Source organism: Enterobacter sp. CM29 (assembly GCF_013179605.1).
In the GTDB taxonomy this organism is placed as follows: domain Bacteria; phylum Pseudomonadota; class Gammaproteobacteria; order Enterobacterales; family Enterobacteriaceae; genus Enterobacter; species Enterobacter intestinihominis.
This window is the reverse complement of sequence record NZ_JABMCU010000010.1, coordinates 1-14,502: the sequence shown is the minus strand read 5'-3', so window position 1 is coordinate 14,502 and position 14,502 is coordinate 1. Positions and strand designations below refer to the sequence as shown.

Here is a 14,502-nt window from a genome sequence, read left to right as displayed (position 1 = left end):
GACGGGGAATAACAATTTACGAATGTTATCATCGATAAAAACTGATAGAGAGGTGGCTGAAAAGCATACAAAAACCATGTAAATTATTGATATTTGTCAGGTTGAGAAAACTTAAGGCTTAAGAGTACTGAATATTTCAGACACGCATGTCCGTGGCGTACAATGTTTTTTTATGTAGATATTTGTCAATGTCAAGAGGCGATGAGAGCGCCAAAAGGAGAGGCTCTGATAAAAGAGATGCTGTCGATAGTCAGATACTTCTGTGGAGCGGAAATTCACTTCACAAAACATCATAATGAGGATGATCGCGGATGAATCGGCTCTGCAAGCCGCATTCTACAAGGGTTGAGTTCTTATGCAGGTTCAGTGAAGCTTAAGGGATGAAATATAAATTAAGATTTTTCGCCAATGGCGAAGATATACAGCATGCCGTTAATCAGTCACATTAATCCCGACGCGAATGTCATCACATACATGCGGTGACTCAGGTTCAACATCTGTTAACCGGAGAATTCATACTGCCCCTATGCATAAGCATTACATTATAAATAATATCGTCGAATTTCATCCTGCGGCCAGCACGTTACGTGATATCAACAATCCTGACCGTGTGGTTGTGTTAAATTCGCCAGCAGGCCGATGCCTGTTGTTATTAATCGACAGAGCGGGGTCGATTGTCACTCAGCAAGAGTTCCTTGATATTGTCTGGCAAAGCCGCGGCATGCTTGTCTCCTCCAATACCTATTACCAGAACATCTCCATCCTGCGCAAAGGGCTCAAAAAGATTGGTTTTGAAACTGACCCTATCGTTACCATTCCCCGTATTGGGCTGACGCTGGCAAGCGACACGCAAATAACCGTCAGAGAGTCTTCGCCTGTCGCGCCTCAACCCGCAGAGGGACAATGTGTGGAGGCACCAGCGATCGAGGAGGTAGCAACATCTTCCGCGCCAGCAACGCCCGTTGCCAGGAAGCCCACGCGCTGGCTGGCTGTCGTCATGGGGCTATTGATCATCCTGGCCGGGGCAGGCGTGACGGGATATATGAGCGCCACAGAAAACCGGTTTGTTGAGGATTACCGTTTTGCGGCATCCGTCGGGGCCTGTCGCGTTTATCTTGCGAACGACATTCAGACCCACGCTGAACGCGCTTCCGCGCTGACCTATGTGGAACAATTCAAGGCTGAATGCGCGCAATATCCCTGGGTTTACATCAGCTGGTACGCTCTGCTTCCTCGTGCGTCGGTTATTCGCTGCGACCGGCCAATGAAAGAACCGAACCGCTGTATATCTGATTATTTCCTGAAGGATAGCTAGCATGACTCGTTTTCGGCAGATGCTGTATATCATCGTGACGGGCCTCGTCACGGCAGGCGTGCTGACGGGCTATTACCTGTGGCACCGAACTTACGTTCAGCCTTTTTCATGCCAGGCTAATCTGGTACAGCACCATCCGGATGAGACGCTGACGGTCTGGCTGAATTACACCTTCGACGGGAAATTCGGCACCCTGAGCATGAATGGCCGGGCGAAGAGCGATCCGGGTAAAACCATCGACAGGAAAATTTCCTTTCGGGTGGAGAGACAGGATCATCTCTATTTGCTGACGTCAGAAAAAAATATGACGTTCCCGGACGATAATGTCGACGACAGCTGGCTGGAAAAATATGAACCGCAGTTTTTTGTCTATCCGGGCAAGAGTATTTATATGCGGATCAATGAACAACATAATGGTAACTATATCTTTACCTTAGGAACATTACCGACATATGTGTGTCGTGGTTCAAAAAAAGAATGATATAAACGAGAAAAACATTATATTTTCCTCCCGTCTCATTTATGCTTGATTTAAAATATCAGGATTATCTTAGAAATATAAAGTGCGACAGATCATGTTGCGATAATGTAATTAATTTTAAATTTGGCAAGTAAATGAAAAGTGTATTTGACTCCTCCGATGGGGGGAAATCAGTACCGGAAAAGTGTCTGCATATTGGGTTGATATTATGGCCCCGTTATTCACTCCTGGCCGTCTCCGGGTTGCTGGAGGCGCTGCGTTATGCAGCGAAAGCTCAGGATAAATTAGCATTTAAAATCAGCCTGATAAGTGAATTCCCTGATATCCCGATTATCAGCAATGCGGGGATTATCATGAGGCCGGATTCTCCCCATGGGCCGCCGGACAGTTTTAACTACCTTGCTGTTATCGGCGGTGAATTGCAGTATCTGGACTTAGGGTATCAGGGGGATAAAGCGTATCTGGCACATGCCCACCATGCCGGGGTTCCGCTCATTGGCATTGGCACCGGCAGTTTTGTCCTCGCACAGGAAGGATTGCTGAATGAACGACGAGCGTCCATCCATCCTTTCCACCTTGATGCATTTCGGCAGGCTTTCCCGCTGGTTTATGCTGAGCAAGGGTATGATTTCATCGACGATGGTGATGTGCTGACCTGCCCGGGCGGTATTTCCACCCTGACGCTGGCAACTGAGCTTATCCGCGCCCATGCCGGGGATGATATCGCCAGCACCACCTGTCAGCGTTTGTCGCTCGTTCCGCATGAAATTGCCACCCCACGTCCGGCGAATCTTGCGCTTATCCCTGACTCGCGGTTGCGCCGCGCCGTCATGCTGATAGAACAGTTCCTGACCCGGCCGCTCACCACCGCCGGGCTTGCGCGAGAAGTGGCATTGAGTGAACGCCAGCTCAACCGTCTGTTCCACGCAGAATTCGGCAAAACGGCCCGCGAATTTATCCGCAGCGCCAGACTGCGCTATGCTTGCTGGCTGCTGAAGAACTCGCAGCAAAGCGTGACGGATATTGCGCAGCGGATGGGATTCAGCGACTGCGCGCACTTTATTCGTCATTTTCAGACGGAGTATGGTTGTACGCCTGGGGTGTGGCGCACGTCGCAGAATTAATTTTCTGAGGTGGATGTAAAATGCGGCTTATATAGTTGCGCCATCAACTACAGATACAATCGCGCTAGAGATGAAACGCAACCTGCTTGCCAGTGGGTAGTTCCACGTTAATGCTAAGTTTTCCGCCCATCGCTTCGATGTAACGCTTAAGCGTAGCAATCTTCAGATCGTTTCCACGCTGCTCCAGCTGTGTTACCGCAGGTTGACTTACGCCCATAAGATCGGCGACATGTTTTTGCGAGAGCTGGAGCTCTTCACGCAGAAGTTGCAGGCCGGTTTCGAGGAACATTTCCTCTGCCATCTCCTGAATGCGCTGTTGGCTTTCCGGTGAGCGTGACGCAATCACTTCATTTAAGGTTTTCACTTGGCTGCCTCCAGGCTTGTCAGATGAAGGGTGAATTCGGCATCTGCAATGCGAATCAGTTTTTCATAAAAGGTTTTGTCATTACGCTTATCGCCCGCGCAAAGCACAATGGCCTGACGTACAGGATCAAACGCGAAGAACGCACGAACCGGGCGACCCGCATATTGAATACGTAACTCTTTCATATTCTTATACTGTGAGCCCTTAACGGTATCCGCATAGGGACGAGGAAGACGCGGTCCATAATTCTGTAGATTTAACAGGTCTGCCAGTACCTTTTCCTGCAACCCATCTTCCTGTTCAAGCAACCATTGCTCGAATACCTTACTAAACAGTACCGTCCACATGCTTTCGGCCATGATAAGCTGTAGCTTATAAAAAGAATATAAGCTGTAGTTAATAAATGCAATGGCTGTCAGTGGCAGCCGGGGCGTGAGTGGCAGGAGTATGACAAAGAAGAGATATCAAACGGATGGTGCAAGTGAGAAACTGCGAGGCGCTTTCCAGCGTTTCTTCGAAATGATCATATAGGGCGGATGATCCGACTGGAAGATTCTTCAGGCACTTGTTATCCATAACAAAGCCATTTACCAGTTATTCCTGGAGCGCCTGATCTGCCCTAACCGAAAGCGAGGAAGCCGGGAAGGCAATAGTGAAATGTGTTGCGATTGTCCTTCTTGCTGAACTTGTAAGTAAGACTTACAAGTTGCTTTTTGTTCAAGCTCACCTTCTTCGTAAATAGCTTTAATATGCTGAGTAATAGCTTGAGGAGTGACCTGGTAAAGAGACGCAATGGCTGCTTGCGACAGCCAGAGTGTTTCATGTTCAAAGCGACATGTGATGCGAACCGTTCCATCATCACTGGCAAACATAACAAATTCGCCTGCCGGGGATTGGATTACGTCTTTATCTGCCATGTCGCCTCCACATCTAATGCACCAGGCAGGTAGTATGCCAGAAACAGCCGCTAAGCCAGGTGGTTTGTATTTGATTTTGCGAGGCGCTTTCCAGCATGTGGAATTTGGATCGCTGCAAGCGCGTCCTCTATCTCAATAAGCTTTGCTTTCGTCCGTTTATAATCGTCCTGCAAACGCTGCTCCTGCTCGTTATACGCCACCAGAACGATGCATCCTTTCATGACCTTTACTGTGACCTGCTGTCCGGTATCAAAACCTGCGGCGCGTAGCCATTTGCCGGAAAGGATGATTTTCGGCGTGGATTTGTCGTAAACATTCGGGCGGTATCCCACAATTAACGAATGCTCGGTTCCGGATTGGTCGGTGTCTGGGGTAGAATGCGAATCAGCCATAATCAACTCCTTGATAGTTGGTGAGGTTAGACGCTCCGGTTGTGTTCCCGCACATCGGGGCGTTGCAAATACAGGAGGTTTAGGTGGCCTCCTATATGTATCAGGGTAGATGGATAGGTGGCCTCATGTCAATCATATCGCGCGAAAAAAAACCAAAAGGCGGCGGGCAGTCTCCGCAGTTTAAGATGCGTATTGATCCGGCATTGAAGGAGCAGTTGGATGCTGTGGCGGCTCAAGAAGGGGTGAGCCTCGCCAGTTGGTTGAAGGAACTGGCGAGGGAGGCGTTACGAGCTAAGGGTATTTCACCGAAAGCATGAATATGTCAGCGTGTTTCTGTATCGCAATCAGTTGTAGTTTCAGGCATGACTTCATCATTCTGATTTGAATTATTCATGGGGGCATTAGTGATGAACATCGGTAAGGCTGTATCGCCAGAGAAAACTTTTTCTAGCCCTTTTAAGATATTTGCTTGTGTTGTTTCTAAATCGCCATGAGCAATTGGCCTATAGCAGTCTCTTTGTAATTGTACTTTATCAAAATCGTAATTCATTGCTTGTGAAAGAGCGTAGAGCAAGTCAGTAAAAAGATCATCGGATTTGGATATCCAAATATTAATATCTGGGTAGTCATTAATTTTATTTAGATGGCTATTATAACTTTTCCAGGCATGAGTAACAGTTTGTTCTTTCTTAGTTTGATATCTGATTCTTATTATTGGGAGTTTTCTTCCATAAAATTCTAGATCGATCATATTTAATGCTTGCACATGTTCTCTATGCAATCTTTGAGCTCTGGTAGACATTAAAGTTCTGAATATCGATAAGCGGCTTTGTTTTCTTTCTCTGAATTGCTCTAATGTTTTTTGTATTTGAACAGCAAGAACAGGGCCAACAATAACTGCTGCTGTCATAATTATATCTTTTGTTTCCATGCCAAATAATATGTTCATATAACACTTCCTGAGTGATAGTTATAAAAATATTATATGCTTTAAGAATGGATATTTGAAAAAATTAATTATATGAATTTTGGCGGAAGATCACAGGAGTCGAACCTGCCCGGGAACGCTGGCGCCCCCAACTGGATTTGAAGTCCAGCCACCTCACCGGAGATGACGATCTTCCGCGCCTGCATTGCTACATGGAGGCGGGGCGCATTATAGCTACTTTCAGGCATTTACCACATACCCCACACCACTTTTTTCACCTCTCTTTTGACCTGAATCCCCCTGTTTCAGCTAATTCTTAAGAAAATCCTCAGGTTAGCATTTCGTGCTCATCAACTTTTATCCCGATCACAAAAAACAAGAAACGTAATCTCTTAACCAGAAAACGCAATACCCGCTCCTGAAACAATGGTTTAAAACCAATGCAACCGGTCTCAGCGCCCCCTACAGCGTGAAGGATAAAAATATGAGCGAAGTACTGTCAGTAAAAGAGAAGATTGGCTACGGCATGGGAGACGCCGCCAGCCATATCATTTTTGATAACGTCATGCTTTACATGATGTTTTTCTACACCGATATTTTTGGTATTCCCGCCGGGTTTGTCGGCACTATGTTCCTGCTGGCGCGCGCGCTGGATGCGATCTCCGACCCCTGCATGGGGCTGATTGCCGACCGCACCCGCAGCCGCTGGGGTAAGTTCCGCCCGTGGATTTTGTTCGGCGCTATCCCGTTCGGCATCGTCTGCGTGCTGGCCTACACCACGCCGGACCTCAGCCTCAACGGCAAAATGGTTTACGCAGCCATCACCTACACGCTGCTGACCCTGCTCTATACCGTGGTCAACATCCCCTACTGCGCGCTGGGCGGCGTAATTACCAACGACCCGACGCAGCGTATCTCCCTCCAGTCCTGGCGCTTTGTGCTGGCGACGGCGGGCGGCATGCTCTCCACGGTGCTGATGATGCCGCTGGTGAACCTGATTGGCGGGGATGACAAAGCCTTCGGCTTCCAGGGCGGGATCGCCGTGCTGTCGGTGGTCGCGTTCCTGATGCTGGCGTTCTGCTTCTTCACCACCAAAGAGCGCATCCAGGTGCCGCCGAGCACCACCTCCATGCGTGAAGATCTGCGTGATATCTGGCAAAACGACCAGTGGCGCATCGTCGGCGTGCTGACCATCCTCAACATCCTCGCCGTCTGCGTGCGCGGCGGCGCGATGATGTACTACTGCACCTGGATCATGGGCTCGCCGGAAGTGTTCGTCGCGTTCCTGACGACCTACTGCGTCGGCAACCTGATTGGCTCGGCGCTGGCGAAACCGCTCACCGACTGGAAGTGCAAGGTCAGCATTTTCTGGTGGACCAACGCCGCGCTGGCGGTGGTCAGCGTGGCGATGTTCTTCGTGCCGATGCATGCCACCGTGCTGATGTTCGGCTTCATCTTCGTTATCGGCGTGCTGCACCAACTGGTGACGCCGATTCAGTGGGTCATGATGTCCGATACCGTCGACTACGGCGAATGGACTAACGGCAAACGTCTGACCGGCATCAGCTTTGCGGGCACGCTGTTCGTGCTGAAACTCGGCCTGGCGCTGGGCGGGGCGATGATCGGCTGGATGCTGGCAGGCGGTGGCTACGACGCGGCAGCCAAGACCCAGAACAGCGCGACCATCAGCATCATTATCGGTCTGTTTACGCTGGCTCCGGCGATCTGCTACGTGCTGAGCGCCATTATCGCCAAACGCTACTACACGCTGAAAACCCCCTTCCTGACCAAAATCCTGCGCGAGCTGGCGCAGGGTGCGCGCCGCAATCAGCAGGAGTTTGAAAACCTGCCGGTCAGTAAAGAATTGCAGAACTAAGAGGACGTAAGCATGAAAATCAGTGATGGAAACTGGCTTATCCAACCGGGCCTTAACGTGACGTATCCGGTACAGGTGTTCGACGTGGAGCAGCAGGGCAATGACCTGGTGGTGTATGTGGCGCCGCGTGACGTGCGCGAACGCACCTGGCAGCTCGACACGTTGATGTTCACGGTGCGCCTGTTTGCTCCGCAGGAAGGGATTGTCGGGGTGCGCATTGAGCACTTCCAGGGCGCGCTGAACAACGGCCCGCACTATCCGCTGAACGTTCTGAAGGATGTAAAAGTTGAGATTGAAAACAACGCCGAATTTGCCGAGCTGAAAAGCGGCAGCGCCAGCGTGCGCGTCACCAAAGGCGAGTTCTGGGCGCTGGATTTCCTGCGCAACGGCCAGCGCATTACCGGCAGCCAGCTGAAAAACAACGGCTACGTGCAGGACAGCAACACCGACCGCAATTACGTGTTCGAGCGGCTGGATCTCGGCGTGGGGGAAACGGTCTACGGCCTGGGCGAGCGCTTTACCGCCCTGGTGCGCAACGGCCAGACGGTCGAAACCTGGAACCGCGACGGGGGCACCAGCACCGAGCAGTCCTACAAAAATATCCCGTTCTACCTGACCAACCGCGGCTACGGCGTGCTGGTGAATCACCCGGAAAATGTCTCGTTTGAAGTCGGCTCTGAAAAAGTCTCCAAAGTGCAGTTCAGCGTGGAAGGGGAGTATCTGGAGTACTTCGTGATCGACGGCCCGACGCCGAAAGAAGTGCTGAACCGCTATACCCGCTTCACCGGCCGTCCGGCGCTGCCGCCTGCGTGGTCGTTCGGCCTGTGGCTGACCACCTCCTTCACCACCAACTACGACGAAGCGACGGTCAACAGCTTTATCGACGGCATGGCCGAGCGCGACCTGCCGCTGCACGTGTTCCACTTCGACTGCTTCTGGATGAAAGCCTTCCAGTGGTGCGATTTTGAGTGGGACCCGGTGACCTTCCCCGACCCGGAAGGGATGATCCGCCGCCTGAAAGAGAAAGGGCTGAAGGTCTGCGTGTGGATCAACCCGTACATCGGCCAGAAATCGCCGATCTTCCGTGAGCTGAAAGAGAAGGGCTACCTGCTCAAGCGCCCGGACGGCTCCCTGTGGCAGTGGGACAAATGGCAGCCGGGGCTGGCGATCTACGACTTCACCAACCCGGACGCGTGCCGGTGGTATGCCGACAAGCTGAAAGGCCTGGTGGCGATCGGCGTCGACTGCTTCAAGACCGACTTCGGCGAGCGTATCCCGACGGACGTCCAGTGGTTTGACGGTTCCGATCCGCAGAAGATGCACAACCATTACGCCTACATCTACAACGAACTGGTGTGGAACGTGCTGAAAGAGACGGTGGGAGAAGAAGAGGCGGTGCTGTTTGCCCGTTCTGCCTCCGTGGGAGCGCAACAGTTCCCGGTGCACTGGGGCGGCGACTGCTACGCCAACTATGAATCGATGGCGGAAAGCCTGCGCGGCGGGCTGTCGATTGGCCTGTCCGGCTTCGGATTCTGGAGCCACGATATCGGCGGGTTCGAAAACACCGCTCCGGCGCACGTCTATAAGCGCTGGTGCGCTTTCGGGCTGTTCTCCAGCCACAGCCGCCTGCACGGCAGCAAATCCTACCGTGTGCCGTGGGCGTACGATGACGAGTCCTGCGACGTGGTGCGCCACTTCACCCAGCTGAAATGCCAGCTGATGCCGTACCTGTATCGTCAGGCTGCGCTGGCCCGCGAGTTCGGCACGCCGATGCTGCGGGCGATGATGCTGGAGTTCCCGGACGATCCGGCGTGCGATTACCTCGACCGCCAGTACATGCTGGGGGATTCGATGATGGTGGCGCCGGTGTTCTCCGAGGCGGGCGACGTGCAGTTCTGGCTGCCGGAAGGGCGCTGGACGCACCTGTGGCACAACGATGAAATCGAGGGCAGCCGCTGGCATAAGCAGCAGCACGATTTCCAGAGCCTGCCGGTCTATGTGCGCGACAACACGCTGCTGGCGCTCGGCAATAATAACCAGAAGCCGGACTATGCGTGGCACGAGGGGACAACCTTCCAGCTCTTCAACCTGAGCGATGGCGCAACGGCGGTAAGCGAAGTGCCTGCGGCGGACGGTTCTGTGGTGTTTACGCTGAAGGCGTCACGTCAGGGCGACGTCGTGACCTTTACGGGTACAGGCGAGGCGCGTAACTGGTCCGTCTGCTTGCGCAACGTGCAAAAGGTTGGCGGCGTGAAAGGCGGTTCACATGCGGGCAGCGAGTGGGGTGTGGTGGTGAAAGCCGAGGGGGATGAGGTGGTGATCCACCTCTGAGCTGGAAAAATGCCCGGTGGCGCTTCGCTTACCGGGCCTACGGTAATTATGCGGTCTGATGCCCTCACCCACGGGGAGAGGGAACCAAAACCTCGTAGGCCGGGTAAGGCGAAGCCGCCACCCGGCTTTTTACTGTGCCGGAGCCACCGCCGACACCATCCCGCCGGTCATCGTCTGCTGCACCTGCTGTTTATCCATATTTACCGCGCTCAGCTTCCCGTTCACCGTCGGCTTCAGCGGCGCATTGGCCTGCACGCTGCCGCTGGCGGTGAGCTGAATATTGCCGTCGCCCGCAATCGGCAGCGCTGGCCAGCCCCACTGCTGCAAGACGTTGAGTGGTACGCCGCGCCCGTTCAGGCTCACGGTGGTTTGTCGCTGTGGCAGCTGTGACACGGTGGCGGTCGCTTCCAGGATCCCTTTCTCGGTAAAGGCGCTCAGGTCGGTAATGTTTACCGTTGCGGCGTTGGCATTCAGCGCCAGCGACGGGCGTCGCACGTCGACGCGGTTAAAGGTTGCTGCCGCCCCGTTCAGGGTTGCGTTACCGCCCCACACGCCCCACTTGTGGTCTTGCGCCAGACGCAGATTAGCGCCATAACCGTCGAGGGAGGTGATCTGCCATGGGAACGCCGGATCGATGTCGATCACCAGGTTGCGGCTCAGGCCGAATTTTTTCAGCGTCACGCTGTTCAGCCATGCCGGAAGCGGATCCATCCACAGCGTTTTCCAGTTTTCCGGAAGCGTATATTCCAGCCCGGCAATGGCAACGTCGTCCAGCACCAGCGCGTTCCCGTCGCGCAGCCAGTTGCCGGAGGTGCGCACCATGCCCCCTTCCCAGCGGGAAGTGAACTGACGCAGCGCAATGCCCTGCGGGGAGAATTCCGCGTTCAGGATAGGGTCAAAAAGATGCAGCGAGCCGTAGATAAATTCGCTGGCGTTCATGGATAACCGTCCCTCCTGGCTTTGCCAGTCACCTTTACTCAGGGTGAGGTTACGCAGGCTGAGATCGAGGTCGGTTACCGCCCAGTCTGGCCCCTGTAGACGGGCATCGGTCACTTCCAGCCGCCCAATCTGTAACGAAGGCAGGGTGGAGAGAGGGGCGAAGAAATCCAGCAGCGATTTGTCGCTTTGCAGGCGGATCTCATTCAGACGCAGGGTGTCGATAACCCAGCCACCGTCGGCATTACGCTGAGCCGACCCCGTAAGCGAGCCGCGCGCCATATCGGCACCGATGGTATTGAGCACCACCTCTTTGCCGTTGAGTTGTCCCTGAATCAGCACGTTGTTGGCCGGTATGCCGTTGAGCGTGAGCGACCCGGCGCTCATCTGGATTTGCGCATTTTTCCCCAGTACGTTCCCCGCCTCGGGCTGCCACGGGCTGACGCCGCCGGTCACCTTTTGCGCACTGAGATCCCACTCCGTATTCGGGCTGTTAAAGGCCATGTTATTCAGTTGCAGACGATCGGCCTGGAACGGCAGCGGCGCCGTCTGTGGAGATAAATTCAGCGTGCCATCGAACAGGGTGATGGCGTCCATATGCAGCGGGTCGGTGATCTGGCGGCTGCTTAAGCCAATATCCACTTTTTTAGCGACCAGCGTGGCCGGTTTGCCATCTCGTCCGAAGGTAACGTTTTCCAGAAGAATGTGAGAAGGGGATGAAAAGCGGTGATTCATCAGGTCAAAGTTGAGCTCGTAATCGGTATTCACCGTGATCCAGCTACTGACCTGCGATGCGCCCCAGCGGGTCTGGAGCAGAAAATAAAAGGCGAGCACTACAATGAGCAGGGCTACCAGAAGATAGATAAGCAGCTTTCCAATAAATTTCATGGTCTTCCTTCCCGCGAAACGCACATAAGGGTGTTATGCACGATTTATGCGCAATGCTCAAGGCGGGAATGGTGTAAAGAGATGTCACGGCAGGCATTGACAGCCTGCCGTGTGGGGATCAGTTCTTTTCAGGCGGGAAAATGAGATTCAGCACGATAGCGGTAATACCGCCCGCGGCGATGCCGGAAGAGAGCAGGTTTTTCACCCAGTCCGGGGCAAACTGCAAAATCAACGGCTGCTGGGAGACGCCAAGTCCTACGGCGAGAGACAGCGCAATAATCATGATTGCGCGGCGGTTCAGCGGCTCGCGGGAGACGATACGCACGCCGGAGGCCGCGATGGTACCGAACATGACCAGCGTCGCGCCGCCCAGGACCGGCTCGGGAATGTGCTGCACAAACCCGCTCACCGCCGGGAACAGGCCGAGGACCACCAGCATCAGCGCCACCACGAAGCCCACGTAGCGGCTGGCCACACCGGTCAACTGGATCACGCCATTGTTCTGGCCGAAGCAGGAGTTCGGGAATGTGTTGAACACCGCCGAGACAAACGAGTTCAGTCCGTTCGCCAGCACGCCGCCTTTCAGACGTTTCATGTACAGCGGGCCGGAGACCGGCTGCTCGGACACGTCGGAGGTGGCAGTGATATCGCCAATGGTTTCCAGCGAGGTGATCATAAAGACCAGCATCAGTGGCAGGAGCAGACTCCAGTCAATGCCCAGGCCGTAGTAGAGCGGCGTTGGCACGGTAATCAACGCGCTGTTGGTTGGGGTGGTGTTTTCCGGCAGCATGCCCAGCGCCCACGCCAGCAGGTAACCGGCCGCCATGGCGATCACCAGCGAAGCCACGCGCAGGTACGGGTTACGCTGGCGGTTAAGCAGAATAATGATCGCCAGCACCACGCCTGCCAGCAGCAGGTTTTTCGGCGCGCCGAAGGTATGGTCGCTCATTGCCGCGTAGCCGCCCCCGATGGAGGTCAGACCCACCTGAATCAGCGACAGGCCGATAATCATCACCACCACGCCGGAGACCAGCGGGGTGATCACCCGGCGCGCAAGGTGCAGAACGCGGGAGATGATCATCTCTGTGCAGCTTGCCAGCATCAGGGTGCCGAAAAGCGCCGCCATCATCGTCGGGACATCTGCGCCGCCGGTTTTCAGTGCCGTACCGCCCATGATCAGCGGCGCCACAAAGTTAAAGCTGGTGCCCTGAATCGACAGCAACCCCGAACCCACCGGACCCCAGGCTTTAATTTGAATGATGGAGGCTACACCGGAAGCGAACAGAGACATACTGATGATGTGTTGCGTATCCTGCGCCGGTAACCCCAGCGCCTGACAAATCAGCAGAGCCGGCGTGATGACCGCAACGAACATCGCCAGCAGATGCTGGCAGGCGGCAAACAGGGTTTGAGGTAGCGGGGGACGATCTTCAAGGCGGTAAATCAGTTCACTGTTTTGCTTCTGCGCAATCGGTTGCGCATCAGCAGACTCCAGAGTGTTAACAGACATCGGCGGCAATCCCACGGTGGAAAAGCGGGCATTTTAGCTGACCACCTGGTAAAAGCAAACGATTGCCAGCAAAAAAAAGAGAGAAAATCTGCCGGTGTGAGCAGGTTTTCTACAACGAACAGGAAAAAAAAATTACACTTTTCGCGCCGGCGGCTCATGACGAGCATCACCCGGCCCAGGATAACGCCGCGTGTGTATGGAACACGCGCATAACAGGAGCCTTTTATGATTCATCTCGATACGTTGTCGACCCTTGTTGCCGCAACGCTGGTTCTTCTGCTTGGTCGCAAGCTGGTACACAGTGTTTCCTTTCTGAAAAAGTACACCATTCCTGAACCTGTCGCCGGTGGATTGCTGGTGGCGCTGGCCCTGCTGGTGCTGAAAAAAAGCATGGGTTGGGAAATTGATTTTGATATGTCCCTGAAAGATCCGTTGATGCTGGCCTTCTTTGCCACTATCGGCCTGAACGCTAACCTCGCAAGCCTGCGTTCAGGCGGCAAGGTGCTGGGCGTGTTTCTGATTGTTGTGGTGGGCCTGCTGCTGATGCAAAACGCCATCGGCATCGGTATGGCGTCGCTGCTGGGGTTGGATCCGCTGATGGGTCTGCTGGCGGGGTCGATTACCCTGTCAGGTGGCCACGGAACGGGCGCGGCGTGGAGCAAGCTGTTCATCGAACGCTATGGCTTTGAAAACGCAACGGAAGTGGCAATGGCCTGCGCGACCTTTGGCCTGGTGCTTGGCGGGCTGATTGGCGGCCCGGTGGCGCGCTATCTGGTGAAACATTCCACTACGCCGGAAGGCAGACCAGACGATGAAATGGTGCCGACCGCGTTCGAAAAACCGGACGTTGGTCGCAGCATCACCTCGTTGGTGATGATTGAAACCATCGCCATGATTGCCATCTGCCTCACCGTGGGCAAAATCGTTGCGCAATGGCTGGCGGGAACGGCTTTCGAACTGCCAACCTTTGTCTGCGTGCTGTTTATCGGGGTGATCCTGAGCAACGGTCTGGCGCAGATGGGCTTCTACCGCGTCTTCGAACGCGCGGTGTCCGTCCTGGGGAACGTCAGCCTGTCGCTGTTCCTGGCGATGGCGCTGATGAGCCTCAAGCTGTGGGAACTGGCCTCGCTGGCGCTGCCGATGGTGGCGATCCTGGCGGTACAGGCCGTGTTTATGGCGCTGTATGCCATCTTTGTTACCTGGCGCATGATGGGCAAAAACTATGATGCGGCGGTACTGGCTGCGGGTCACTGTGGATTTGGTCTGGGAGCGACACCAACGGCCATCGCGAATATGCAGGCGATCACCGAACGGTTCGGCCCGTCGCACATGGCGTTTCTGGTGGTGCCGATGGTGGGCGCATTCTTCATTGATATCGTCAACGCGCTGGTCATTAAGCTCTACCTGATGCTGCCGATGTTTGGCTGACCGTCAGGCGTT

Annotated in this window: 13 protein-coding genes, 1 tRNA gene and 1 pseudogene; 7 read left to right on the top strand and 8 right to left on the bottom strand. The window is 54.3% G+C overall.

All coding sequences use genetic code 11. The annotated features are described in order from the left end of the window. Positions 1-526: 526 nt before the first annotated feature. From HP459_RS02665 to HP459_RS02655, 3 genes are all read left to right on the top strand, one after another. Positions 527-1,315 (top strand): winged helix-turn-helix domain-containing protein, encoded by a 789-nt coding sequence (locus HP459_RS02665; RefSeq protein WP_063200584.1) that lies wholly within the window; start codon positions 527-529, stop codon positions 1,313-1,315. Between the two features lies 1 nt (position 1,316). After that, positions 1,317-1,796: a hypothetical protein gene (locus HP459_RS02660; RefSeq protein WP_017693981.1), complete on the top strand. Its 480-nt coding sequence runs from the start codon at positions 1,317-1,319 to the stop codon at positions 1,794-1,796. A gap of 242 nt (positions 1,797-2,038) precedes the next feature. After that, positions 2,039-2,920: a GlxA family transcriptional regulator gene (locus tag HP459_RS02655; RefSeq protein ID WP_038415011.1), complete on the top strand. Its 882-nt coding sequence runs from the start codon at positions 2,039-2,041 to the stop codon at positions 2,918-2,920. Between the two features lie 64 nt (positions 2,921-2,984). Here HP459_RS02655 and HP459_RS02650 read toward each other — a convergent pair whose 3' ends face one another. From HP459_RS02650 to HP459_RS02635, 4 genes and pseudogenes are all read right to left on the bottom strand, one after another. After that, positions 2,985-3,284 (bottom strand): XRE family transcriptional regulator, encoded by a 300-nt coding sequence (locus HP459_RS02650; RefSeq protein WP_023299004.1) that lies wholly within the window; start codon positions 3,282-3,284, stop codon positions 2,985-2,987. Continuing rightward, positions 3,281-3,631: a type II toxin-antitoxin system RelE/ParE family toxin gene (locus HP459_RS02645; RefSeq protein WP_047050720.1), complete on the bottom strand. Its 351-nt coding sequence runs from the start codon at positions 3,629-3,631 to the stop codon at positions 3,281-3,283. Before HP459_RS02645 ends, HP459_RS02650 begins: the two co-directional genes overlap by 4 nt. Before the next feature lie 154 nt (positions 3,632-3,785). Next, positions 3,786-4,201: pseudogene (locus tag HP459_RS02640) on the bottom strand (hydroxyacid dehydrogenase); the annotation flags it as partial. A 50-nt stretch (positions 4,202-4,251) separates the two neighbouring features. Next, positions 4,252-4,593 carry a SymE family type I addiction module toxin gene (locus HP459_RS02635; RefSeq protein ID WP_045308225.1) on the bottom strand — a complete coding sequence of 114 codons (342 nt, stop codon included), beginning with the start codon at positions 4,591-4,593 and terminating at the stop codon, positions 4,252-4,254. Positions 4,594-4,718: 125 nt separating this feature from the next. On the opposite strand from HP459_RS02635, the gene HP459_RS02630 reads away from it, so the two are divergent. Then, entirely contained in the window at positions 4,719-4,910 is a 192-nt protein-coding gene (locus HP459_RS02630) for a toxin-antitoxin system HicB family antitoxin (protein ID WP_038416963.1), read from the top strand. Between the two features lie 5 nt (positions 4,911-4,915). Here HP459_RS02630 and HP459_RS02625 read toward each other — a convergent pair whose 3' ends face one another. Further along, positions 4,916-5,542 (bottom strand): DUF6680 family protein, encoded by a 627-nt coding sequence (locus tag HP459_RS02625; RefSeq protein ID WP_051979808.1) that lies wholly within the window; start codon positions 5,540-5,542, stop codon positions 4,916-4,918. Between the two features lie 80 nt (positions 5,543-5,622). Beyond that, positions 5,623-5,717 (bottom strand) — tRNA-Sec (locus HP459_RS02620). Between the two features lie 288 nt (positions 5,718-6,005). Here HP459_RS02620 and HP459_RS02615 point away from each other — a divergent pair. Both HP459_RS02615 and yicI read left to right on the top strand, forming a co-directional pair. Further along, positions 6,006-7,397 carry a glycoside-pentoside-hexuronide family transporter gene (locus HP459_RS02615; RefSeq protein WP_015570055.1) on the top strand — a complete coding sequence of 464 codons (1,392 nt, stop codon included), beginning with the start codon at positions 6,006-6,008 and terminating at the stop codon, positions 7,395-7,397. Between the two features lie 12 nt (positions 7,398-7,409). Next, a complete protein-coding gene (gene yicI, locus HP459_RS02610; RefSeq protein ID WP_171935900.1) occupies positions 7,410-9,728 on the top strand; it encodes an alpha-xylosidase in 2,319 nt (772 codons plus the stop codon). Positions 9,729-9,857: 129 nt separating this feature from the next. Here the strand turns inward: yicI and HP459_RS02605 are convergent, their stop codons facing one another. Further along, positions 9,858-11,552 (bottom strand): AsmA family protein, encoded by a 1,695-nt coding sequence (locus tag HP459_RS02605; protein ID WP_171935899.1) that lies wholly within the window; start codon positions 11,550-11,552, stop codon positions 9,858-9,860. A gap of 118 nt (positions 11,553-11,670) precedes the next feature. Further along, entirely contained in the window at positions 11,671-13,062 is a 1,392-nt protein-coding gene (gene xanP / locus HP459_RS02600) for a xanthine/proton symporter XanP (protein WP_032626600.1), read from the bottom strand. Positions 13,063-13,287: 225 nt separating this feature from the next. Between xanP and gltS the strand changes: the two genes are divergently transcribed. Beyond that, positions 13,288-14,490, top strand: coding sequence for a sodium/glutamate symporter (gltS, locus tag HP459_RS02595; RefSeq protein ID WP_006812438.1), 1,203 nt, complete (start codon positions 13,288-13,290; stop codon positions 14,488-14,490). Positions 14,491-14,502: the final 12 nt, after the last annotated feature.

Coding starts and splice junctions, on each gene's coding strand:
- HP459_RS02615 (WP_015570055.1), top strand. CDS start 6,006: ATGAGCGAAGTACTGTCAGTAAAAGAGAAGATTGGCTACGGCATGGGA.
- HP459_RS02635 (WP_045308225.1), bottom strand. CDS start 4,593: ATGGCTGATTCGCATTCTACCCCAGACACCGACCAATCCGGAACCGAG.
- gltS (WP_006812438.1), top strand. CDS start 13,288: ATGATTCATCTCGATACGTTGTCGACCCTTGTTGCCGCAACGCTGGTT.
- HP459_RS02630 (WP_038416963.1), top strand. CDS start 4,719: ATGTCAATCATATCGCGCGAAAAAAAACCAAAAGGCGGCGGGCAGTCT.
- HP459_RS02645 (WP_047050720.1), bottom strand. CDS start 3,631: ATGTGGACGGTACTGTTTAGTAAGGTATTCGAGCAATGGTTGCTTGAA.
- HP459_RS02660 (WP_017693981.1), top strand. CDS start 1,317: ATGACTCGTTTTCGGCAGATGCTGTATATCATCGTGACGGGCCTCGTC.
- xanP (WP_032626600.1), bottom strand. CDS start 13,062: ATGTCTGTTAACACTCTGGAGTCTGCTGATGCGCAACCGATTGCGCAG.
- yicI (WP_171935900.1), top strand. CDS start 7,410: ATGAAAATCAGTGATGGAAACTGGCTTATCCAACCGGGCCTTAACGTG.
- HP459_RS02665 (WP_063200584.1), top strand. CDS start 527: ATGCATAAGCATTACATTATAAATAATATCGTCGAATTTCATCCTGCG.
- HP459_RS02605 (WP_171935899.1), bottom strand. CDS start 11,552: ATGAAATTTATTGGAAAGCTGCTTATCTATCTTCTGGTAGCCCTGCTC.
- HP459_RS02625 (WP_051979808.1), bottom strand. CDS start 5,542: ATGAACATATTATTTGGCATGGAAACAAAAGATATAATTATGACAGCA.